The sequence below is a fragment of the Burkholderia humptydooensis genome, from assembly GCF_001513745.1.
Classification (GTDB): domain Bacteria; phylum Pseudomonadota; class Gammaproteobacteria; order Burkholderiales; family Burkholderiaceae; genus Burkholderia; species Burkholderia humptydooensis.
Genome location: NZ_CP013382.1, coordinates 1,103,629 through 1,126,914 on the forward strand (window position 1 = coordinate 1,103,629; position 23,286 = coordinate 1,126,914).

General features: G+C 68.9%; 15 protein-coding genes. 9 read left to right on the top strand and 6 right to left on the bottom strand.

The features are described from left to right. Positions 1–23 precede the first annotated feature (23 nt). From AQ610_RS23935 to betI, 5 genes are all read right to left on the bottom strand, one after another. Positions 24–1,451 carry an MFS transporter gene (locus AQ610_RS23935; protein ID WP_043283131.1) on the bottom strand — a complete coding sequence of 476 codons (1,428 nt, stop codon included), beginning with the start codon at positions 1,449–1,451 and terminating at the stop codon, positions 24–26. A 185-nt stretch (positions 1,452–1,636) separates the two neighbouring features. After that, positions 1,637–5,008 (bottom strand): 3-keto-5-aminohexanoate cleavage protein, encoded by a 3,372-nt coding sequence (locus AQ610_RS23940; protein WP_006028750.1) that lies wholly within the window; start codon positions 5,006–5,008, stop codon positions 1,637–1,639. Positions 5,009–5,983: 975 nt separating this feature from the next. Further along, a complete protein-coding gene (gene betA / locus AQ610_RS23945) occupies positions 5,984–7,681 on the bottom strand; it encodes a choline dehydrogenase (RefSeq protein ID WP_006028749.1) in 1,698 nt (565 codons plus the stop codon). 19 nt (positions 7,682–7,700) lie between these two features. Beyond that, positions 7,701–9,170 (bottom strand): betaine-aldehyde dehydrogenase, encoded by a 1,470-nt coding sequence (gene betB, locus AQ610_RS23950; protein WP_006028748.1) that lies wholly within the window; start codon positions 9,168–9,170, stop codon positions 7,701–7,703. Between the two features lie 45 nt (positions 9,171–9,215). Then, positions 9,216–9,803: a transcriptional regulator BetI gene (betI, locus tag AQ610_RS23955; protein WP_043283130.1), complete on the bottom strand. Its 588-nt coding sequence runs from the start codon at positions 9,801–9,803 to the stop codon at positions 9,216–9,218. Between the two features lie 995 nt (positions 9,804–10,798). Between betI and AQ610_RS23960 the strand changes: the two genes are divergently transcribed. From AQ610_RS23960 to AQ610_RS23985, 6 genes are all read left to right on the top strand, one after another. Continuing rightward, entirely contained in the window at positions 10,799–11,710 is a 912-nt protein-coding gene (locus AQ610_RS23960) for an alpha/beta fold hydrolase (protein WP_006029873.1), read from the top strand. 137 nt (positions 11,711–11,847) lie between these two features. Beyond that, positions 11,848–13,149, top strand: coding sequence for a glycosyltransferase (locus AQ610_RS23965; RefSeq protein WP_059213611.1), 1,302 nt, complete (start codon positions 11,848–11,850; stop codon positions 13,147–13,149). Further along, positions 13,146–14,723 (top strand): DHA2 family efflux MFS transporter permease subunit, encoded by a 1,578-nt coding sequence (locus AQ610_RS23970; protein ID WP_059213590.1) that lies wholly within the window; start codon positions 13,146–13,148, stop codon positions 14,721–14,723. Before AQ610_RS23965 ends, AQ610_RS23970 begins: the two co-directional genes overlap by 4 nt. Positions 14,724–14,830: 107 nt before the next feature. Next, positions 14,831–15,790 carry a glycosyltransferase family 2 protein gene (locus tag AQ610_RS23975; protein ID WP_059213614.1) on the top strand — a complete coding sequence of 320 codons (960 nt, stop codon included), beginning with the start codon at positions 14,831–14,833 and terminating at the stop codon, positions 15,788–15,790. 50 nt (positions 15,791–15,840) lie between these two features. After that, on the top strand, positions 15,841–17,418 hold the full coding sequence (locus AQ610_RS23980) for an efflux transporter outer membrane subunit (RefSeq protein WP_059213592.1): 1,578 nt from the start codon (positions 15,841–15,843) through the stop codon (positions 17,416–17,418). 240 nt (positions 17,419–17,658) lie between these two features. Continuing rightward, the gene (locus tag AQ610_RS23985) at positions 17,659–18,921 is read left to right on the top strand and encodes an HlyD family secretion protein (protein ID WP_043283427.1); all 1,263 of its coding nucleotides are present in this window, start codon (positions 17,659–17,661) and stop codon (positions 18,919–18,921) included. Positions 18,922–18,950: 29 nt separating this feature from the next. Here the strand turns inward: AQ610_RS23985 and AQ610_RS23990 are convergent, their stop codons facing one another. Further along, positions 18,951–21,044 (bottom strand): prolyl oligopeptidase family serine peptidase, encoded by a 2,094-nt coding sequence (locus AQ610_RS23990; RefSeq protein WP_006026999.1) that lies wholly within the window; start codon positions 21,042–21,044, stop codon positions 18,951–18,953. A gap of 308 nt (positions 21,045–21,352) precedes the next feature. Between AQ610_RS23990 and AQ610_RS23995 the strand changes: the two genes are divergently transcribed. The 3 genes from AQ610_RS23995 (at position 21,353) to AQ610_RS24005 (ending at position 23,194) form a co-directional block, all read left to right on the top strand. Continuing rightward, on the top strand, positions 21,353–21,820 hold the full coding sequence (locus AQ610_RS23995) for a rhodanese-like domain-containing protein (protein ID WP_006027000.1): 468 nt from the start codon (positions 21,353–21,355) through the stop codon (positions 21,818–21,820). A gap of 73 nt (positions 21,821–21,893) precedes the next feature. Further along, positions 21,894–22,910 (top strand): serine O-acetyltransferase EpsC, encoded by a 1,017-nt coding sequence (epsC, locus tag AQ610_RS24000; RefSeq protein ID WP_006027001.1) that lies wholly within the window; start codon positions 21,894–21,896, stop codon positions 22,908–22,910. After that, the gene (locus AQ610_RS24005; protein WP_006027002.1) at positions 22,907–23,194 is read left to right on the top strand and encodes a helix-turn-helix domain-containing protein; all 288 of its coding nucleotides are present in this window, start codon (positions 22,907–22,909) and stop codon (positions 23,192–23,194) included. Before epsC ends, AQ610_RS24005 begins: the two co-directional genes overlap by 4 nt. Positions 23,195–23,286: the final 92 nt, after the last annotated feature.

A 23,286-nucleotide genomic window follows, 5' to 3' on the forward strand; every position in this document is an offset into this window, starting at 1 on the left:
GGCCGCGGCGAGCGGCGCGGCGCTTAGTTCGCCGGCGCGCTCGCGGCGTCGCGCGCGGCGGCGTCTGCGGTGTCCGTCGACGCGAGCGACTCGAGCGCCATGCCTTTCGTCTCGATTCCCAGCACGCCCACCGCCAGCGCGGCGGCGACGAACGACAGCGCGCCGAGCGTGAACACGCCGCCTTGCCCGAAGACGGGCAGCACGATGCCGACCACGTAGGGCCCGATCAGCGAGCCGATCCGCCCGATCGCCGACGCGAAGCCCGAGCCGGTTGCGCGCGCGCCCGTGCCGTAGAGTTCCGGCGTGTACGTGTAGAGCACCGCCCACATTCCGAACAGGAAGAACTGCATCGCGAGCCCGGTGCAGACGAGCAGCGTCGCGCTGCCGCCGAACAGCGCGCTCTGGCCATACGCGTAGGCCATTGCGCCGCCGCCGACGAGCGACGCGATGCAGGTCGGCTTGCGCCCCCAGCGCTCGACGAGCCACGCCGCGCACAGGAAGCCCGGAATGCCGCCGAGCGAGATCAGCACCGTGTAGAACACCGATTGCGTGACGGCGAAGCCGGCCTGCTGCAACAGCGCGCCGAGCCACGACGTGAGGCCGTAGAAGCCGAGCAGCGCGAAGAACCACAGCAGCCAGACCATCGTCGTGCGGCGGCGGTACGCGGCGCTCCAGATCTCGCCGAACGCGCCGCGGCCGTGCGCGCGAGCCGGCCCGGCGAGCCGCGACGGCGCGGGCAGGCTCGCCACGCGCGCGGACTTCATCACCCTCGCTTCGACGTGCGCGAGCACGCGCTCGGCCTCGGCGAGCCGGCCGCGATGCTCGAGCCAGCGCGGCGATTCCGGCACGAGCCGGCGCACGATGAGCACGAACACGGCGGGCAGCGCAAGCAGCGCGAACACGGTGCGCCAGCCGAACAGCGGCAGCACGAAGTACGACACGATGCCGGCGGTGATGAAGCCGAGCGGCCAGAAGCCGTCCATCAGCGCGATCAGCCGCCCGCGCTTCGCGGCCGGGACGAACTCGGACAAGAGCGTCTGCGCGACCGGGAATTCCATCCCCATGCCGATGCCGAGCAGCACGCGATAGACGATCAGCGCGTCGACGCTCTGCGCGGTCGAGCACAGGTACGACGCCGCGCCCCACAGCACCATGCTCGACTGGAACACGGGCCGCCGGCCGAACCGGTCGGCGAGCAGGCCCGCAACCGCCGCACCGAGCACCATCCCGAAGAAACTCGCGCTCGCGACGAGGCCGGCCGTCGCGGTCGACAGGCCGAACTCCTTCCTGATCGAGCCGAGCACGAAGGTCATCGTGCCGAGGTCGACCGAATCGAAGAAGAACGCGATCGCGATGATCACGAAGATGAGCTTGTGATACCCGGAAAACGGCAATCGTTCGAGGCGGGCGGCGGCGCTGGCGCGCGAGGGGGCGGCGGGAGCGGCTGGCATGGCGGTGGTCTCTGGTCGGAAGGCGGCCCCGCGCGGGATGCGCGGGGCGTGGCTCGTTCAGTAGACTTGACCATTATTCGCCGCTATAGAAGGAAAGCGGCATGCGGCTGGAACGGGCGCGCCATTGGCCGGGGCGGCGGCACGCCGGACGCGTGGAGGCGGCGCCGCCGGCATGCCGCCCGGGCTTACGCGAGCGCTCGCCGCATCGTCTGGTTCGCGCTCGACCGGTAGTCGGTCATCGACGACTTCAGCTCGCGCAGGATCGCGTGCGCGCCGGCGTCGGCGGGCGCGTCGTGAAAGCGCGCAATCCATTGGCGAAGCCACAGCGGGCTCGCGGCGAGGTAGCGGCGAATCGAGTGGCCGTCGTCGAGCCGCGCATGGTCGTCGAGCAGGAACACGCCGGTGAGCCGCGCGACGATCTTGCCTTGCCGGCCGTCCTGCCAGACGGGCGTTGCGTGATCGTAGCGGTAGTCGGCGGGCTGCGTGTGCACGAGGCAGTGCCGCAGCACGTCCGCATGCTCGCCGGGCTGGATCACGTAATGGCGGCTCGTCGTGCCGGCGAGGCTGCGCACGTCGTTGAACGCGGTCACGTCGACGACCGACGTGCCGAGCCAGTCGAGATGGATGTCCGCGGCGGAGCCGAACGACACGAGCAGCGCGCGATCGAAGAATGCGCGCAGTTCGTCTTCCGTGAGGCCGAGCCGCTCGCCGTCGCGGCACGCCTGCACGTCGAGCTGCTGCGCGGTCGCGATTCCCGAGCTGTGCGCGAAGCACTTGAGGAGCGGCAGCCGCTCGATCTGCTCCGCCTGGATGCGGCGCGCGCGCGAGCCGTCCTGATACAGCGGGAAGCCGGCCGCGTCGCGGCGCACCAGTTGCCGCTCGGTGTACGCGAGCTTCGCCGGCTTGTCGACGAGGCGCGGCAGGATCAGCCGCTCGTAGATCAGTTGCGATTCCTCGCTGAAGTAGAGGCCGGACGGGTCTGCGTTCAGCGCGAAGCGGTTGTGCAGCATGCTGGCTTCGATCACGGTTTCGCCGTCGTCGCGGCGGCCCGAATGCGTGATCGCGAGCAGGCGCAGCGGCGTGTCGCGCTGCGTCTGCCGGGACGGACGCAGCGTCGGATCGGCGGCGATCTGCGCGACGAAGCCGTGGAACAACTGCGCCATCCCGTTCGACAGCTTGAGGCCGAGCGGGTAGTTGGTGGTCGGCGTGCTCGGCAGCACGACCCAGTCGACGCTCGCGATCGCCGCCGCCAGCTCGTCGGGCGCGACGTCGCGGCGCATGGGCGGCTCGCTCGCGTCCGCCGCGGCCTCGAGCACGGTCCACACGGGGCCGCAAGCCTTGCGCGACGCATTCGAGCGATCGCGCAACTCGAGCGTGAGCTCGCGCAGCGCGTGATAGAGGAGCGCCATCGTCGCGCTGTAGCGCGGGCTCTGACGCAAGCCGAGATTGACGACGTTGCTGTAGTCGCTGTTGTATCGGCAAGGAATCCCGGCCAGATATTCGAGGCAGCGCAGCGGCAGTGGCTTGAACTGGTCGACGCGCACGCCGTAGCTCGCGTGCTCGCGCGTCACGGTCTTGCCGGGGCGCGCATAGTCTTCGAGCGCGCGGTCGTACACGTCGATCGAATAGCCGCGCGGCACGAGCAGCTCGCGTGCGAAATTCAGCGCCTGCGGAATCTGGATGTAGCGCGCGATCAGATATTCGTGATCCTCGTAGCGGTCGAGCTCTTCGACGAACGAACGAATCGTGACGCCGAAGCTGCGCGCGGCCGTCAGCACGTGCTCGGCGAGCGCGGCGGGATCGGTCGGCAGCGATTCGGCGCTCGCGAGGTGCGCGGCGAGCCGGTCCTCGAGCTTGCGATACGTGTCGACGATCGGCCGCAGCGCGTCGAGGATCGTGTCGGCCGACACGAGGCGCTCGTCGGCCGGATAGTGCGCGAGCGCCGCCTCCGCCTGCCGGAACAGCGCGACGTCGGGGCGCGGCATGCCGAGTTCGTCGCGCAGCGTTTCGGCATCGACGATGCCGATGCCGCGGCGCTCGAGCTCGAGCCGCAGCCAGCGCACCTGATCGCCCGTTCCGCATGCCTTGCGCACGCCGCCCGGCACGCGCGCGTCGAAGACGTTCAGCGCGTCCTCGAGCCCGACGCGGATGCCGTCGAGATCGAGCGCGATCGCGACGTCGACGAGCAGCGCCTGGAACGGGCCCGGCAGCAGCAGCGAGATCTTGCACGACGGGAAGTTGTCGCGGAGCTTGTCGACGGTAGGGCGCAACTGCGTCGCGGCGAGCTCGACGGCTTTCTCGTGCGCGTCGTCTGCGCCGGCTTGCAGCAGCTTCGCGATCGCCTTGCGCGTGGGCACGTCGATCAGCGAATCGTCGCTCGTGTCGCCGCTGACGGGATCGCGATGATATTGATCGACGGCGGCGACGAGCATGAACAGCACCGGAACGCCGGCCTTCACGAGCGGCGATTGATAGAGCGTGATCGAATTCTCGACGATCGTGTGGTTGAACACTTCGATCTCGGGCCGCACGCCGACGTCCGCGAAATGCGCGAGCTGATCCGCGAGGAACGCGTTCGGATTGTCGTAGCCGCCGCCCGCCTGGAACACGACGGGGCCGGGGCTGAACGACGCGACGTCGGGCGCGAGCTGCGCATGGCCGTAGCGCTTCAGGTGCGCGCGCCGCAGCGGGCTTTGCGACGCGCGGCGGTCGCCGCGCGCGCTCGTCGACAGATTCAGGATCGCCGACGGTTCCAGATCCAGAAGCTTCGGCATGATCCGGTCGTAATCGTCGAGCACGATGTGGTTGCGCTGCGAGCCGATGCTGATCGGCGCGTTCAGGCCGGGAATCGCGAGCGTCGCCTGATCGTCGGTCGCGCGCGTATGCAGGTGGACCGCCGCGGCGCCTTCGCGCAGCGCCTCGCGCGATGCGTCGACGATGCCGTTCGCCGTGATCGGCAGGTAAGGCGAGCGCGCCTTGCCCGGTTGCCAGTAGCCGGCGTCGCATATTCGCCAGCCGTTGTCGAACAGCGAATCGAGCACGGCCGCGTTGTCGGCGCGCATCCGCTCGACGCAATCCGGCGGCAGGTAGGTGTGAATCCGGTCGTGCGCCCAGCTCAGGCTGCCGTCTTCGGCGGCGGTCCAGCCGAACGTCGTGAGCTGCAGGACGATCTGGCGGACCAGATCGACCGACGACAGCCGCTCGAGCGTGGTGCGCGTGATCAGCGGCGGCTGCGCGAGCGGCGGCGAGGTCTGCGTGCGGTGCCAGACCGGGCCGTTCGGCGTCCAGCCATGGTTGCGCAGCGCATCCGGCGCCGATGCCGGTGCGCCGTCGTAGTCGGTCAGATCGATCGGCGCGTCGTAGCCGTATTCGCGCACGATGCCGCCTGCGGGCACGGCCTCCCATCCGTTGACCTCGAGGGCCTTGATCGTCGCCTCGCGCTTGTCGGCGGGCAGCAGCTCGAGCAGCACATGCGGGATGAACTTCGGCTCCAGTGGATCGAGGAACTTCGGGACAGCGCCGACGGGGGCTGCGGTGATGTAGAAGGTCTTGACCATGATCGTCCTGAATTGCGTTGAAAAGTGATCCTAAATAATCGAAATCGGATGCGACATTTCATGGCGCCGCTGAATCGCCGGACCGGAGAATGCTGCGTTTCGCTGGAGGCCGGATCGAAAAACGGCTGGCCCGCGTGAATGCGGGAGGCATCTTGCCGATTAACTTCAAGATGCCTTGCAGTCATCTTACAATAAAATTACGGGATTTATGAAAATAATTCTGTGTTGAATTTGGTGAAATTAAAATACGCGTAATTTCAATGATTGTTAATTTGTTCGGCTTGTTTGTTTCGGGTGAGCACCGGAGTGGCTCGCTGGTTCCGGGCATTGCTGCGAGGCATGGCAGCGCTTGGCGAGATTTTTATCTCGGCCCCGGATTTCTGATTTCCGCGTGACGATAAAGCGGGGTGTGATCTTTTATGAAGATGGGAATCGGAAGAGGGGAGTTGGATTTTTAATCTGATTCGATGCGTATTTTCGGCTGTTTTGTTGGAGTCGATGTACGCGGGTTTTTCATTGGGAAATCCGTGTCGCGCCATGTCGCGTTCCGATTGATCCAGTGCCGCTTCGGGCGTGTTGTTGCAGCAAAGGCCGAAGGCACGGATATAAGGGGGCGAGCGGTCCGCGTGCGCGTGGCGTGTGGCGGATTTGCTTCAGGCCGATTGGCGGTCGTAAGGCGGAAGTGCGTTGGCGTGGCTGCGAACTCGCGTCGAGCAAGCGCTGCGGACGAAGGGAATCATGCAATGCGGCTTGCGCAGGGTTCGAGAAAGGGCGTGGTGCGTTTCGTCGCCGTTGTCGACGCCGAAAGGGTATGGCGGGGGCGGGGCTTCGCGGAACGTGCGCGGCTTCGGCGAGAAAGATCCGGCATGATGCACGTCGAGCGGGCCGACGACGCTACGTGTCGCGCCGGCGGCCGCATCGAACGCTTTCGAGCATCGACGCGCGGCCGGCGCGACATTCGCGGCCGGCCGCTTTTCATACGACGGCGGGCGCCCGGGCAGGCTTGCCGCCGCGCGCGGGCGCGCCGTTCGCGACGTAGTACCGCACGTTCGCGCGTTCGAGCGGCTCGCGCTCGCGGATCTTGTCCGCGATCTTCTCCGCGATCATGATCGTCGGCGCGTTCAGATTGCCGGTCGTGATGATCGGCATGATCGATGCGTCGACGACCCGCAATCCGTCGATCCCGTGCACGCGGCCTGCGTTGTCGACGACCGCCATGTCGTCATAGCCCATCTTGCACGAGCACGACGGATGGAACGCCGTTTCCGCACGTGCGCGCACGAACGTGTCGAGGTCGTTGTCGCTTTTCAGGTCCGCGCCCGGGTTCAGTTCGCGGCCGCGGAAGCGGTCGAGCGCCGGCTGGCGCATGATCTCGCGCGTCGCGCGGATCGCGTCGCGGAATTCGCGCCAGTCGAGCGCTTCCGCCATGTAGTTGAACAGGATGCTCGGATGCGCGTTCGGATCGCGCGATTTCAGCTTCACGCGGCCGCGGCTCGGTGAGCGCATCGAGCCGACGTGCGCCTGGAAGCCGTGCATCTCGATCGCATTCGAGCCGTTGTAGTTGATCGCGACGGGCAGGAAGTGATACTGGATGTTCGGCCACCGATCGTCGTCGCGCGTGCGGATGAAGCCGCCCGCTTCGAAGTGGTTGCTCGCGCCGAGGCCCGTGCCGTTGAGCATCCATTCGAGGCCGATCTTCGGCTGGTTCCACCATTTGAGCGCCGGATACAGCGACACGGGCTCCCTGCATTCGAACTGGATGTACATCTCCAGGTGATCCTGCAGGTTGCGGCCGACGCCGGGCAGATCGAGCACGACGGGAATGTCCAGCTCGCGCAGCCATTCACCGGGGCCGACGCCCGAGCGCTGCAACAGTTGCGGCGAAGCGATCGCGCCGCTGCACACAAGCACCTCGCGGCGCGCGTGCGCGGTGACGCGCTCGCTGCCGTGCACGAACGTGACGCCCGTCGCGCGCTTGCCGGAGAACAGGATGCGATCGGCGAGCGCGTGCGTGACGATGTCTAGATTCGGCCGCGCGCGCGCCTGGTCGAGATAGCCGCGCGCGGTCGAGGCGCGGCGGCCGCGCGGCGTGACCGTGCGGTCCATCGGGCCGAAGCCTTCCTGCTGATAGCCGTTGAGGTCGTCGGTGCGCGGATAGCCGGCCTGCACGCCAGCCTCCACCATCGCTTCGAACAGCGGATTCACGCCGGGCTTGCTCGTCGTTACCGAGACCGGACCGTCGCCGCCGTGATAGTCGTTCGGGCCGGCGTCGCGCGTCTCGGCCTTCCTGAAGTACGGCAGGCAGTCGAGATACGTCCAGTCCTCGAGCCCCTTGTGCGTCGACCAGTTGTCGTAATCGAGCGCGTTGCCGCGGATGTAGCACATCCCGTTGATCAGCGACGAGCCGCCGAGCCCCTTGCCGCGCCCGCATTCCATCCGGCGGTGGTTCATGTGCGGCTCGGGATCGGTTTCGTATGCCCAGTTGTAGCGGCGGCCCTGCAGCGGGTACGCGAGCGCCGCCGGCATCTGCGTGCGGAAATCGAACCGGTAGTCGGGGCCGCCCGCCTCGAGGAGCAGCACGGTGACGTCCGGGTCCTCGGTGAGGCGCGTCGCGAGCACGTTGCCCGCGGAGCCCGCGCCGCAGATGATGTAGTCGAATTCGCGTGTCGTCATCGTTGCGTTCTCCTGATGCTTAGAACACCGGTTGATAGCGGCCGAGCTCGACCTGCACCGATTTGATTCGAGTGTAGTGCTCGAGCGTCGTGATGCCGTTCTCGCGTCCGACACCGGATTGCTTATAGCCGCCAACCGGCATCTCGGCGGGCGACTCGCCCCACGTGTTGATCCAGCAGATGCCCGCTTCGAGGCGATGGATCACGCGGTGCGCGCGCGACAGGCTCTCGGTGACGACGCCCGCCGCGAGGCCGTACTCGGTCGCGTTCGCGCGCGCGATCGCTTCGTCTTCCGTTTCGAACGACAGGATGCTCATCACCGGGCCGAAGATCTCTTCGCGGACGATCTTCATGTCGTCGCGGCAATCGCCGAACACGGTCGGCGCGACGTATTGCCCGTTCGCAAAATGATCGTGCGCAAGGCGCGCGCCGCCCGCGAGCAGCTTGGCGCCTTCGGCCTTGCCGCTGTCGATGTAGCCGAGCACCTTGTCGAGCTGCGCGGCGCTCGCGAGCGGCCCGAAATTCGTGTCGGGGTCCGAAGGACTGCCGATGCGGATTCGTGCGACGCGCTCGAGCACGCGTTCGACGAATGCGTCCTTCACCGCTTGCTGGACGAACACGCGCGTGCCGTTCGTGCACACCTGGCCCGCGCTGAAGAAGTTCGCGGTGACGGCGATGTCGGCGGCGCGGTCGAGATCGGCGTCGTCGAACACGATGAGCGGCGACTTGCCGCCCAGCTCCATCGTCACTTCCTTCAGCGACGACGCGCCCGCGAGCGACATCACCTTCTTGCCGGTCTCGACGCCGCCCGTGAACGACACCTTCGCGATGCCCGGGTGCGCGGTCAGCAGCGCGCCGACCGAGCCGTCGCCCTGCACGACGTTGAACACGCCGGCGGGCACCCCCGCCTCGGTGTAGATCTCCGCGAGCTTGAGCGCGGACAGCGGCGTGACTTCGCTCGGCTTGAAGATCATCGCGTTGCCGGCGGCGAGCGCGGGCGCGCTCTTCCAGCAGGCGATCTGGATCGGGTAGTTCCATGCGCCGATGCCCGCGCACACGCCGAGCGGCTCGCGCCGCGTGTAGACGAACGATTCCGGGCGCAGCGGCACTTGCAGCCCCTCGATCGCGGTCGCGAGGCCCGCGTAGTACTCGATCACGTCGGCGCCCGTGACGATGTCGACGGCGCGCGTTTCCGCGATCGGCTTGCCGGTGTCGCGCATTTCGAGTTCGGCGAGCGCGTCGTTGCGCTCGCGCAGCAATTCGACCGCGCGGCGCAGGATGCGCGAGCGCTGCATCGCGGTCATCGCGCCCCATTCGCGCTGGCCTTCGCGCGCGGATGCCACCGCGCGATCGACGTCGTCGGCGCTTGCTTGCTGGACGCTCGCGAGCAGCTCGCCCGTCGCGGGATCGAACGTGTCGAACGTCTTGCCGCTCGTGGCGTCGGCATGGGTGCCGGCGATGTAAAGGCGTTGCAGACCGTATACGGACATAGCGGACATAGGGATCTCCTTGTGTGGGCGAGAGCGTGCGGCGCGTTACGCGCGCGGCGCGAGCAGCAGGTCGATGTAATCGTTGGCGAGCTTCAGGGCCGCCGTCGTGTCGAGCGGTTCGCCCGCGAGCGCGCCGCGCAGCCACAGGCCGTCGATCAGCGCGGCGAGGCCGCTTGCGGCTTCGCGTGCGCGCGCAAGAGGCAGCGTTTTCGCGAACTCCGCGCACAGATTCGAATGGAGCCGCCGCGTGTTGACGTGCTGCAGGCGTTTCAACGTCGGCTCGTGCATGCTCTGCGACCAGAATGCGAGCCATGTCTTCATCACGGGGGCGCTGATCTGCGTATCGTCGAAATTGGCGGCGACGACGGCGCGCAGGCGCGCGCGCGGCGCGTCGGGCGCGGCGGCGCGATGGCGCGCGGTGGCGGCCCACAGGTCGCGCAGCACGTGGCGCATCGTTGCTTCGAGCAGGCCGTCCTTGTCGCCGAAGTAATGGCTGACGATGCCGGTCGAGATGTTCGCGCGCTGCGCGACGGATGCGAGCGTCGTGCCGGACAGGCCAGCCTCGTCGATGGAGCGCAGCGTCGCGTCGATCAATTGGGCGCGGCGGATCTCGCGCATTCCGAGTTTGGGCATCGCGGGACCTTTGTGGGCGCGGTGGATGGCGAAGTCCGAAGGATAGCGGTTTTTTATTGATCGTTCAATCAATAAAAAATATGGGGCTTGATCGTTGTCGGTGAACTCGTGAGGAGGCTGGCCGGTCCGGCTTGATGTGCCGCGTTGGCCATCGTCGGGGTGTCGCGACGGCATGCGGTCGATTCGTGCTTTTGTGAAGATCGAGTGAAAGAATGTTGAGAATGTTTAAAACGTTTTAATCGTAAATTCCGGCATTGCGAATTCATGTTATAGAGCGCCGGAAATGGACGATGGGTATGAGATTGGGTATCCGTTCTGGTGCGCAACCGCCCTTGATTGGGCGGTTCGATAACGGATGAATGCGCGCGCGGAGTGTATGCGGATGGGGTGGAATTGGAGATTGGGCGTTTCGGGATGTTTATGGTTGGGCTTGCGAGGCGTCGGGTTTCGCAGTGCTCGGATTGGCTGAGATGGGCGGTGGGACGGGCGTCTCGGCCGATGCTCGCGTGATGCGTTCTATATCACAAAAAATATTTCATTGCGATGAATGGATTAATCGGAGAATGGTCTTTAGAGTGATTTGTTCAATGTGCGGAGGGGGCATTGATGAGTTTTTTGAGGCGAAACATTAAAAATAGTTGAGGAGGTTGTATTCAGCGTATTAGTATTAACACCGCAAAAACGCGAGCCGCCGAACGGTGATCGTGAAAGCGGAATGGCGATGGGAAGCGGTTAATCCTTCAAGAGGCGTCATGCGAGTAAGAGGCGCTGGAGACCACGGGCCGAGGGCAGCGGGATGACCGTGTTGGGCCTGGTGGGAGCGTATTGCCGGTCGGATAGGGGACGAGGCGATGCGCGGCTCCGGCGGGTGGGTAGCCGCCGCGGCGCGCGAGGCAGGGCGGGCGGATCGCGCGGGAGGGCGTGCGGCTACGTGTTGGCGTCCTGTCAAGGGCGCGGGATCAGCTCATTTGCCGAGCAGATGCGGGAGATACGCCATGCCTATCGAGAAACAGGTTGTAGCGCTGCCGAGCGGACTGAAGGTCCACGTCGAGCGTCACGTGTTCGATCCGGCCTTCGAGACGGTCATCCTCGTGAACGGCGCGCTGGCGACGAGCGCGTCGTTCGGCCAGACGATTCGCTACCTGGGCGAACGCGTGAACGCGGTGTGCTTCGATTTGCCGTACGCGGGGCAGTCGCGCCAGCACAATCCGGGCGAGTACATTCTGACGAAGGACGACGAGGTCGAGATTCTGCTGCACCTGGCCGAGCGGTTCGAGCCGAGCTTCATGCTGTCGGTGTCGTGGGGCGGGGTGGCGTCGCTGTTCGCGCTGGCGCGCGGGTGCGCGAGCGTGCGGCGGGCGGTGATCGCGTCGTTCTCGCCGTTCCTGAACGAGGCGATGACGGACTACGTGACGCGCGCGCGCGATCACATTGCGGCGGGCGAGAACCTGAAGGCGGCGCAGTTGCTCAACGACACGGTGGGGCGCTACCTGCCGCGGATCATGAAGCTGTACAACTACCGGTATCTGACGAAGCTGCCGCGCAACGAGCAGGACCAGGTGGCGTTCCACGTCGACCAGATCCTGTCGATGCAGCCGGAGCAGTATCTGCCGGAGTTCCGCCAGATCGGCTGCGCGGTGAAGTTCATCAACGGCGAACTGGACGAGTACACGACGGCGTCGGACGTGCGGCGGCTGGCGGCGTACGTGCGGCGCGCGGAGTTCGCGACGATCCGGCAGGCGGGGCACTTCCTGGACCTCGAGGGGCGTCAGCCGCAGGAGCAGCTCCGCGCGTCGATCCTGGGCTTCTTCGGCGACGAGCGGGCGAGCGCGGCGCGCGACGACGCGCAGGACGAGACGCTCGCGCCGCTCGGTCCGCCGCTGGGCCAATTGCCGGCGCTGTCGTAGCGGCGGGCATCGGCATGACGCAGGCGTTCGTTCGGCGGCAGGCGGACGGATTCCGGCCGGGGATGGACGATCCGGTTCGAACGTTTGGCGAGGCCGGATGTGCCGCCGGCTGCCGCACGGGATGGGATGACGAAGCGATGGCGAAGGTAATCGTGACGGCGATCGGGTCGGCGGGCGACGTGCACCCGCTGCTGGGGGTGAGCCGGGCGCTGTCGGCGCGCGGCCACGAGGTGGTGTTCTGCACGCACGCGCCGTTCGAGGCGGCGGTGCGCGCGAGCGGGTTCGCGTTCGTGCCGGTGGGCACGGCCGAGGACTACGCGCAGGCGATGGCGGACCCGGCGCTGTGGGAACCGCGCACGTCGTTCCGGACGCTGTGGCGGGTGATCGCGCCGGTGGTGCGGCCGCACTTCGACGTGCTGCGCGCGCTGAGCGACGCGGACACGGTGCTGGTGGGCACGCTGTGGGCGTTCTCGGCGCGGCTGATGCAGGAGCGCTTCGGCACGCGCTACGTGTCGGTGCAGGTGTCGCCGTCGACGCTGCTGTCGGCGCACGCGCCGCCGACGCACAAGCGGCTGACGATCCCGGCGGGGTTGCCGCTGGCGGTGAAGGCGGGGCTGATGACGCTGATCGAGCGACAGGTGCTGGACCGGGTGTGCGGCCCGGAGCTGAACGCGGCGCGGCAGGCGCTGGGCCTGGCGCCGGCGAAGCGGATCCTGGGGCGGTGGCTGCATTCGACGGACGGGGTGCTGTGCCTGTTTCCGTCGTGGTTCGCGCCGGCGCAGCCGGACTGGCCGGCGAATTGCGTGCAAAGCGGGTTTGCGCTGTTCAACGACGCGGAGCCGGCGCAGGCGGATGCGGAGCTGGAGGCGTTCGTCGCGTCGGGCGAGGCGCCGGTGGTGTTCACGGCGGGCTCGACGCGGGTGGACGGCCGCACGTATGAGCGGGCGGTGACGCAGGTGCTGCGGGCGACGGGCGTGCGGGGGATTCTGCTCGCGCCGGACGCGCCGGCGGCATGGGATGGGACGACGGGGCCAACGGCAGCGAAGACGCCGGGCGCGGCGCTGCTCAAGCGCCGCTACGTGCCGCTCGCGGCGCTGCTGCCGCGGTGCCGGGCGCTGGTGCATCACGGCGGGATCGGCACGGCGTCGCTGGCGTACGCGGCGGGCGTGCCGCAGGTGGTGACGCCGTTCGCGCACGACCAGTTCGACAACGCGCAGCGGGTGGCGGCGAGCGGCTGCGGGGTGCGGCTGGACGCGCCGGTGCGCGGCGAGCCGCTGGCGCGGGCGCTGGCGCGCGTGCTGGGCGACGCGGCGCTGGCCGCGCGCTGCGGCGAGGTGCGCGCGCGGATGGCGGCGCAGCCGAACGGCTGCGACGAGGCGGCGCGCTTCATCGAGCGCTTCGCGCCGGGCGTCGCGTCGCGGCAGGCGCAGCCGGCATGAGCGCGCAGGCGTTGCCGGCGGATCGGGCCAGGGCCGGCGTGGCGCCGCCCGCCGTCGCGCCGCTGCGCGGGGCGAAGCTCGCGCTGCTGACGTTCGCGCTGTCGCTCGCGACGTTCATCGAGGTGCTGGACTCGACGGTGGCGAACGTCGCGGTGCCGGCGATCTCGGGCAGCCTCGGGGTGGCGAACAGCCAGGGCACGTGGGTGATCAGCTCGTACTCGGTGGCCGCGGCGATCGCGGTGCCGCTCACGGGGTGGCTCGCGCGGCGGGTGGGGGAGCTCAGGCTGTTCGTCGCGTCGGTGCTTCTGTTCACGCTGACGTCGCTGCTGTGCGGGCTCGCGCGGGACCTGGAGGTGCTGGTGGCGTGCCGGGCGCTGCAGGGGCTGTTCTCGGGGCCGATGGTGCCGCTGTCGCAGACGATCCTGATGCGCGCGTTCCCGCCGGCCAGGCGCACGCTGGCGCTGGCGCTGTGGGGGATGACGGTGCTGCTCGCGCCGATCTTCGGGCCGGTGGTGGGCGGCTGGCTGATCGACAACTTCTCGTGGCCGTGGATCTTCCTGATCAACCTGCCGATCGGGCTGTTCTCGTTCGCGGTGTGCGCGCTGATGCTGCGGCCGCAGGCGCAGCGGGGCGAGGCGAGTCCGATCGACGTGCCGGGGATCGTGCTGCTGGTGATCGGCGTGGGCGCGCTGCAGGCGATGCTGGATCTGGGCCACGACCGGGGGTGGTTCGATTCGCCGCTGATCACGGGGCTGGCGATCACGGCGGGGGTGTCGCTCGTGTCGCTGCTGATCTGGGAGCTGGGCGAGGCGCATCCGGTGGTGGAGCTGAGCCTGTTCCGGGAGCGGACCTTCACGTTCTGCGTGGCGATCATCTCGCTGGGGATGATGAGCTTCTCGGTGGTGGGGGTGGTGTTTCCGCTGTGGCTGCAGGCGGTGATGGGGTACACGGCGTACCAGGCGGGGCTGGCGACGGCGTCGATGGGGGTGCTGGCGCTGGCGTTCTCGATCCTGGTGGGGCTGTATGCGAGCCGGCTGGACGCGCGGGTGCTGGTGACGTTCGGGTTCGGGGTGTTCGCGGCGGTGATGTGGTGGAGCACGCACTTCACGCTGTCGATGACGTTCGCGCAGGTGGTGACGCCGCGGCTGATCCAGGGGATGGGGCTGCCGTGCTTCTTCATCCCGCTGACGGCGGCGACGCTGTCGCGGGTGCCGGACGACAGGCTGGCGGCGGCGTCGAGCCTGTCGAACTTCCTGCGGACGCTGTCGGCGGCGTTCGGCACGGCGCTGAGCGTGACGTGGTGGGACAACCGGGCGACGTATCACTACGCGGTGGTGTCGCAGTCGGTGACGCGCGCGTCGGAGAACACGCAGCGGTACGTGGACGCGCTGCACGCGATGGGGCTGCACGGCGTGCGCGAGCTGAGCTCGCTGCACCAGGTGGTGCGGCAGCAGGCGTACATGATGGCGACGAACGACATGTTCTGCATGGCGAGCGCGACGTGCCTGCTGCTGGCGGGGCTGATGTGGCTGACACGGCCGAAGCGGGGCGCGGCGGCGCCGCTCGGGCATTGAGGCGAAGGAGAGCGGCGATGCATCGAAGTCCTGAGGATGCGGCGCATCGCCGCGATGGCGAGGCGAGCACGCCGAAGCTCGAACCACGGAAGGAGGAAGGAAGAGCGATGACGACCCTGGGCGCGCTGGTGATTCTGTATGACCCGACGGACGAGCAGTTGTCGGGGCTGGAGGCGCTCGCGCGCGACAGCGATGCGCTCGCGGTGATCGACAACACGCCGCACGAGCACGCGGCGGCGCGCGAGCGGGTGCGCGCGCTGTCGGCGCGGACGAGGGTCGTGTGGCAGCACCACGGCAACCGCGGCGGGGTGGCGGGCGCGTACAACGCGGGGCTGTCGGCGCTGTTCGCGCAGGGCGTCGAGGCGGTCGCGCTGTTCGACCAGGACTCGACGGTGCCGGCCGCGTACTTCGCGCGGATGCGCGAGGCGTGCGCGCAACTGGGCGCGGGCGCGCACGCGGGCGCATTCATTGCGGGGCCGCGGATCTACGACGCGAACGAGCGGCGCTTCCTGCCGGCGCTGATGACGAGCGGCGTGACGGTGCGCCGCGTGCGGGTGGAGGGCGAGACGGGGCCGCGGCGCTGCGCGTTCCTGATCTCGTCGGGCAGCGTGATCTCGCGGGCCGCGTACGCGCGGCTCGGGCGATTCGACGAGGCGCTGTTCATCGATCACGTCGACACCGAGTATTGCCTGCGCGCGCTCGCGCACAACGTGCCGCTGTACGTGGTGCCGTCGCTCGTGCTGACGCACCGGATCGGCGCGCGGCGCCGGCACAAGGTGGGGCCGTTCGAGCTGACGGCGATGCATCACGGGTGGCTGCGCCGGTACTACGGCGCGCGCAACGCGATGCAACTGGGGCTGCAGTACGGGTTGCGGTTTCCGGTGGCGCTGGTGCCGAGTCTGCTGACGCTATGGCAGGTGGTTCAGGTGGTGCTGTGCGAGCGGGAGAAGGGCGCGAAGCTGCGGGGGATCGCGCTGGGCGTGCTCGACGGCCTGTTCGGGCGGCTGGGATCGTTCGACGATGCGCGCGCGGGCGCGGCGGTGCGCGAGCCGGTGCGGCAGGAATGAACGGAGCAGGCCGGACAGAGGGATATGAGAACGAGGCACGCGTCACGAGCATGAGGCGGAGCGCAACGCAAGCGGCAACGACCGCAACGACCGCGGCAGGCAGCCGCGCGGCGCGCCGGCTCGCGGCGGCCGCGCTCGCGTGGGCGCTCGCCGGCTGCGCGCCGTCGGGCTTCGAGCCGGCGCTCGCGCCGCGCGCGCCGGGCGACGACGCGCTCGCGCAAACGACGGGGGGCGCCGCGCACGGCGCCTGGCCGAGCCCCGACTGGGTCAGGCAGCTCGGCGATCCGCAGCTCGATGCGCTGGTCGACGAAGCGCTGCGGCAGAACCCGACGCTGCAGGCCGCGCAGGCGCGCATCGGCGTCGCGCAGTCGCAACTGCAGCAGTTCGAATCGCTGACGGGACTCACCGCGAAGGCGGGCGCGTCGCTGTCCAAGGCGCACGTGCCGCGCTCGGGCGGCACCATCAATACGACGCTGAACGGCTTGCCGGTGTCGGTGCCGCTCGTCGGCGAATCGGTGGTGTCGTCGTCGTCGCTGTTCGTCGGGCTGAACTATCAGTTGGACCTGTGGGGCAAGAACGCGGCGGCCACGCGCGGGCTGCTGTCGATGCGCGACGCGGCGCGGGTCGAGGCGCAGCAGGCGCGGCTCGCGCTGTCGGTGGCGATGGTGACGCTGTACGGCGAGCTGGACCGCGCGTATGCGCTGCGCGAGCTGCTGCAGCTCAAGCGCCGCGCGAGCGAGCAGGTCGAGGCGGTGCTGCGCGAGCGCGCGGCGCGCGGGATCGACAACGGCTACGACGCGGACGACGCGGCGCTCAAGCGCAGCAAGCTGTTCGAGCAGATCGCGCTGACCGACGAGCAGATCCAGTTGCAGAAGCTGCAACTGGGGGTGCTGAGCGGGCGCGGGCCGGAACGGGGGCTGTCGCTCGCGCGGCCGAGGCTCGCGCCGCTCGCGGACGCGCCGCTGCCGCAGCGGCTGCCGGCGGAGCTGCTGGGCCGGCGGCCGGACATCGTCGCGGCGCGGCTGCGGGTGGAGGCGGCGTATGCGACGATCGACGGCACGCGCGCGGCGTTCTACCCGGACGTGAACCTGGCGGCGCTGGGGGGGCTGTTCGCGCTCGCGCCGGCGTCGCTGTTCAGGCACGACGCGCTGGGGGGCTCGATCGGGCCGGCGCTGTCGCTGCCGATCTTCGATCGCGGCCGGCTGAAGGCGAAGCTGGGGGGCGACGTGGCGAACGCGGAGGTGGCGCTGGCGCTGTACAACCAGACGGTGGATGCGGCGCTGGGCGAGGTGGCGCGGCAGTTGACGTCGCTGTCGACGGTCGATGCGCTGCTCGGGGAGCAGCAGCAGGCGGTGCGCGCGGCGCAGCGGATGGTGGCGCTGGCGGAGGACCGGCACCGGCGCGGGATGGGGATGCGCAAGGACGTCGACATGGCGAAGCTGACGCTGCTGGACGAGCGCACGCACGCGATCGAGCTGCAGGCGCGGCGGCGGGCGCTGCGGGTGGGGCTGATCGGTGCGCTGGGCGGGGGCTTCGACGCCCGGCAGGCGGACGGCGCGCCGCTGGCGCAGGCGGGCAAGCCGTTCGCGGCGCGGCCGGCCGCGGCGAACGACACGCGACACGATTGATCGGGATCGCGCGGCGCGGCGGATGGCCGCGCTGTCCGCCGGGATCGATGCGCGAACGCATCGGGTACAAACGCATCGCAGGAGCCTGTCGAGGACGAAGCCATCGAGCGCGAAGACATCCACACCAACGTCACCATCATTGTGAATACGAGAGAGTCAACCGACACCGCCGCCGGGCATCGAAGCGCATCGAGCCGGCCCGCGCAGCCCGGCGCCGCCGGCATCACGCACGCGAAGACCTTGAACGACACCGCCACCGACACCCCGCGCGCGAAGGCGCCGACCGATCCGGCCGCCATCGGCGGCGCGCCCGCGAAGCCCGCGCCGGAGCCCGGGCCGCGGCCGCATCCCGAAACCGCGGCGTCGCTCGCCGCGCGCCGTGCGGCGCGGCGCGGCCGCTTCGCGCTGTTCTTCGGCGTGCTGGCGATCGCGGCGCTGGCCGCCGCGCTCTACTGGTGGCTCGTCGGGCGCTTCAGCGAAGAGACGGACGACGCCTACGTGGCCGGCAACGTCGTGCAGATCGCCGCGCAGATCCAGGGGACGGTGACCGACGTGCTGGTGGCGGACACGCAGCAGGTGAAGGCGGGGCAGGCGCTGGTGAAGCTCGACGACGCGGACGCGTCGGCGGCGTTCGCGCAGGCGCGGGCGCAGCTTGCGCAGGCGGTGCGGCAGGTTGCGAACACGCGGCTGTCGATGGGGACGTACGAGCAGACGGTGAAGGCGCGCGAGGCGGACCTGACGCTCGCGCAGCAGGCGTATCGGGCGCGGGTGGGGGCGTCGGTGGAGGTGGTGGCGCCGGAGGAGCTGGCGCGGGCGAAGTCCTCGCTCGCGAACGCGCAGGCGGCGCTGGCGGGGGCGCGGGCGCAACTGGAGGCGGCGCGCGCGCTGGGCAGCGAGCGGCCGGTCGGGCAGAACCCGGCGGTGCAGCAGGCGGGCGCGCAGTTCAAGCTCGCGTACCGGAACCTGAAGCGCACGACGATCGTGTCGCCGGTGGACGGGACGGTCGGCCAGCGGTCGGTGCAGATCGGGCAGCAGGTGGGGCCCGGTGCGCCGCTAATGTCGGTGGTGCAGTTGCGGCAGGTGTGGGTGGAGGCGAACTTCAAGGAAGGGCAGCTCCGGCACATGCGGGTGGGTCAGCCGGTGCGGCTCGAATCGGATCTGTACGGCTCGCGGGTGACGTACCGGGGCCGGGTGGAGGGGTTCTCGGCGGGCACGGGGAGCGCGTTCTCGATGCTGCCGCCGCAGAACGCGGCGGGGAACTGGATCAAGGTGGTGCAGCGCTTGCCGGTGGTGATCTCGCTGGATGCGTCGGAGCTGGCGGCGCATCCGCTGCGGGTGGGGCTGTCGATGCGGGCGACGGTAGAGACGAAGGTGCGCGGCGGGCATCTGCTCGACGGGGACGCGCCGCTGCCGGGGCTGCGCACGCGGGTGCACGAAGCGCATGCGGGCGAGGCGGAGGCGGCGGCCGAGGCGGTGATTCGGGAGAATGACGGCGGCCGGTGACGGGCGGCCGCCCGCCTCGTCACGGTGATTTACTCGTGCGCGTCATTCGCGTCGCGGGACAGGTGGCTCCACAGAAACGCATATCCGATCGCCTCGTGCTCGGCGGTATCGATCGCGTCGGCGCTGCCGTGGCCGCCATCGGTCTTCTCGAGCAGCCATACGTTCCGATGGCCTTGCGCCTGCATGCGCGCGACCATCTTCCTCGCATGCGCGGGATGCACGCGATCGTCGCTCGTCGATGTCGTGAAGAGCGCGGGCGGATACGCGACGTCGCTCGCGACCCGGTGATACGGCGAATATGCCGCGAGCGCCGGCGCATGCGCCGGATCGTCGGGATCGCCGAATTCGTCGAGCCACGACGCCCCCGCGTGCAGCAGCGGATAGCGCTGCATGTCGAGGAGCGGCACGTCGCTCACCACCGCGCCGAACAGCTCCGGGCGCTGGATCATGCACGCCGCGACCAGCAACCCGCCGTTGCTGCCGCCGCGGATGCCGAGTTGCGCGGCGGTCGTCACGCCGTCCGCGACGAGTTTCTCGGCGACCGCGATGAAATCGTCGAACGACCGTTGCCGCTCCGTCTGCCGCACCGATTCGTGCCACTGCGTGCCGAACTCGCCGCCGCCGCGAATATGGGCGAAGACCGCGATGCCGCCTTTCTCCAGCCAGCCGATGCCGAGCAGCGGATCGTAATCGGGCGTGAGCGCGATCGCGAAGCCTCCATAGCCGTTCAACAGGCATGGACGCGGCGTGCGCGCCGCGTCGTCCAGCACGTCGCGCGGGCCGACCAGCGTATAAGGCACGAGCGTGCCGTCGCGCGAGCGCGCATGGTCGCGCCGCACCTCCAGCGTGGACGCGTCGAACTGCGTCGGCCACCGATCGAGCAGCGTCCAGGCCGACAGATCGTCGTCGAGATTCGCGAGCGAATACTCGGGCGGCGTCAGGTAATCGTCGACGCTCACGTATACCTCGTCGTCGAACGTCGGTTCGACGGGCGATACGTCCACCTGCGCGAACCCGCGCGCGGGGAACGGGCGCGCATGCCAGCGCCATGCGCCGTCGTCCTGATGTTCCGGACACCAGAGCATCGTGCGCGTGAGCACGTCGTCGAGCCACGATACCAGCACGTAACGGCGCGTGTGCGTCCAGCCGCACGCGGACGTGCGATCGTTCGGCTCGAACAGCGTCGAGAACGTGCGGCCGCCGGCGATGAACGCATCCTCGCGGATCGCGAGCAGGCTGCCGCCCGCGTAGCGCGCGCCGTCGCAGGTCCAGTCGAGCCGCGGCTGAAGCAGCAGCCATCCGTTCCAGTAACCGACCTCGACGTGCGGCGGCACGTCATAGCGCGTCCACGCGCCGTCGTCGGCGAGGCGATACGTGTTCGCATCGTAGAAGTTGATCGCCTGCTCGATCGCGTGATGCCGATCGACCGGATCGTATTGCGCGTCGATGAAGATGTCGCCGCGCGCGCCGCGAAATACGACGGGCGCGCCGGACAGCGGCGTGCCGCGCGTCCAGCGCCGGACCTCGCGCGGATAGCCGGAGCGCGTGACGGTGGCGCCGCCGTTGTCCCAGCCGACGTAGATCGTGTCGCGATCGATCCATTCGACCGAATGCTTGCCGGCCGCTTCGATCGAGAAGCCGTCGTCGACGAACCGGCATTGCGCGATGTCGAACTCGCGGATGACGACCGCGTCGGCGCCGCCGTCGGACAGCACGATCAGCGCGCGATCGCCGTCCGGCTCGAGGATGAGCTGATCGTCGAATACCCATTGAACGCCTTGCGCCTCGCCGAGCGCGTCGAGATCGATCAGCGTCTGCCAGTCCGCCTGGCCGCTGCGCCAGTCCGCCCATCGCGTGCGCCGCCACAGACCTTTCGGATGCTGCTCGTCCTGCCAGACATCGTATGCCCAGTCCTGCCAGCGTCGCGGGATCACCGGGCGCTCGCGCGGCAGCAGCGCCTGCGTGAAGCGATCGGCCAGCGCGCGGTAGCGCGCATCGTCCAGCCACCGCGCATCGTGTGTGCGGGCGTTTTGCGCATCGACCCAGTCGACGCTCGCGGCGCTGTCCAGCTCTTCGAGGAATTGGTACGGATCGGCCCGTTCAGGCCAGAAAGCATGAGGCATGGCGTTTTTCGCAAGAGGCATGACGTGTAATGGTAGCGTAAGCCGATGTGCGCCCGCGCTTCGCGAGCGCGCTTTCGTCGTACGTGAAGCCGTCCGGGGCCGCGCCGCACGGGTTTTCCGTTTCGTCCGGATCAATGCGCGATCCCGACTATCGCCCGCATGCACAGCTTCATTTCGAAATGAAAAATAATTGGTTCGGCTTTTGCGGCGGCTCTTTCATAGTGAGCTCTCGATGGCTATAGACGGCACTCGCCGTCGAGCCTAGCCCATGTCTCGCGCACGCTGCGCGATATCGATAAGGAGACGCCATGACGATCGAACTCGAAGAACGCTCCACTCAGGCCGTGCTCGATGCGGCGCGCGACGCCGCGCGCGCGGCGGGCTTGCCGTACGCGGGCGGCGTATCGCCCCGCGACGCGTGGGCGCTCGTGGCGGCGGGCGACGCGCAACTCGTCGACGTGCGCACCGCGGAGGAGCGCACGTTCGTCGGCCACGTGCCCGACAGCCTGCATGTGCCTTGGGCGACGGGCACGAGCCTCACGCGCAATCCGCGCTTCGTGCGCGAGCTCGAAGCGAAGACGGGCAAGGGCGCGGTCGTGCTGCTGCTCTGCCGCAGCGGCCATCGCTCGGCGCTCGCCGCGGAAGCGGCGGCAAAAGCGGGCTTCGCGCAAGTGTTCAACGTGCTCGAAGGCTTCGAGGGCGAGATCGACGACGCGGGCCACCGCGGCGCGATCAACGGCTGGCGTCTGCACGGCTTGCCCTGGCGGCAGAGCTGATTGATTCGGCTCGCGCCGCGACCGGCGACGGGAAGCAACGAGAAACAACAGGAAGCAACAAGGAGCGGCAGCCGTGGCGGTATTCGACATCGACGACATCGTTCAATCGCTTCAAACCGTGCGTCAGCGTTGGCGCGAAGTGCAGCGCCGCTCGCTCGAGCCCGGCGGACGCGAGTTGCCGGCGCGCGAGGCGCTCGCGGGCATCGTCGAGACATTGAAGGGCGTGCTGTTTCCGATGCGTCTCGGGCCGCCCGATCTTCGGCAGGAGAGCGAAAATTTCTACGTGAGCCACGCGCTCGACGACGCATTGCACGCGCTCCTCGCGCAGGCTCAGCTCGAGTTGCGCTACAAGGTTCGGCACGACGCCGCCGCGCAGGCCGAAGCCGCGATCGGCGCGCAAGCCGACGCGGCGGTGCGCGCGTTCGCCGCGCGCCTGCCCGACGTCCGCGCGCTGCTCGACAGCGACGTGCTCGCCGCGTTTCATGGCGATCCGGCCGCGGGCAGCGTCGACGAGGTGCTGCTCTGCTATCCCGGCGTGCTCGCGATGATCCATCACAGGCTCGCGCACGCGCTGTATCGCCTCGAATTGCCGCTGCTCGCGCGCATCGTCGCCGAGCATGCGCACGCGCAGACGGGAATCGACATTCATCCCGGCGCGCAGATCGGCGGCGGATTCTTCATCGATCACGGCACGGGCGTCGTGATCGGCGAGACCGCGATCATCGGCGAGCGCGTGCGCGTCTATCAGGCGGTCACGCTCGGCGCGAAGCGCTTTCCGAGGGATGCGTCCGGGCATCTCGAAAAGGGCCTCGCGCGCCACCCGATCGTCGAGGACGACGTCGTCGTCTATGCGGGCGCGACGATTCTCGGCCGCGTGACGATCGGCAAGGGCGCGGTGATCGGCGGCAACGTCTGGATCACGCAGGACGTCGCGCCCGGCAGCCACGTCACGCAAGCCGTCACGCGCAGCGATCCGGCGCGGCCGGCAGACGCGGCGGCCTCTTCGCCGGGCGCGAGCGGCGCGAATGGCGTGCGCAACGTGAATGGCGTGAACGGCGCGACGCTTTCCGCCGCGGGGGCGTTGCGATGACGGCGCTCGTTCAACGTTTCGGCGCGGCGATCCGCCAGTTGCGCGAGGCGCGCGCGTGGTCGCAGGAGCAGCTCGCCGAGCATGCGGGGTTGAACCGCTCGTATGTCGGCGAGATCGAGCGCGGCACCGCGATCGCGTCGATCGTCACCGTCGACAAGCTCGCGCGCGCATTCGGCGTGCCGATCGCGCGGCTGTTGACGCCTTCCGGCGAGGTATCCGAATCGGCGCCACACGGATTCGGTGCGGCGCCGGCGTCGAACGCGCCGCTGTCAACCGCACGCTGAGTTCCCGTCCGATCCCCCGAATTGTCGTCTATAGCATGTTGAGCCGCCCGAATGGCGTCTCGATAATGCGTTCTCCTGATAAGCATTTTCGA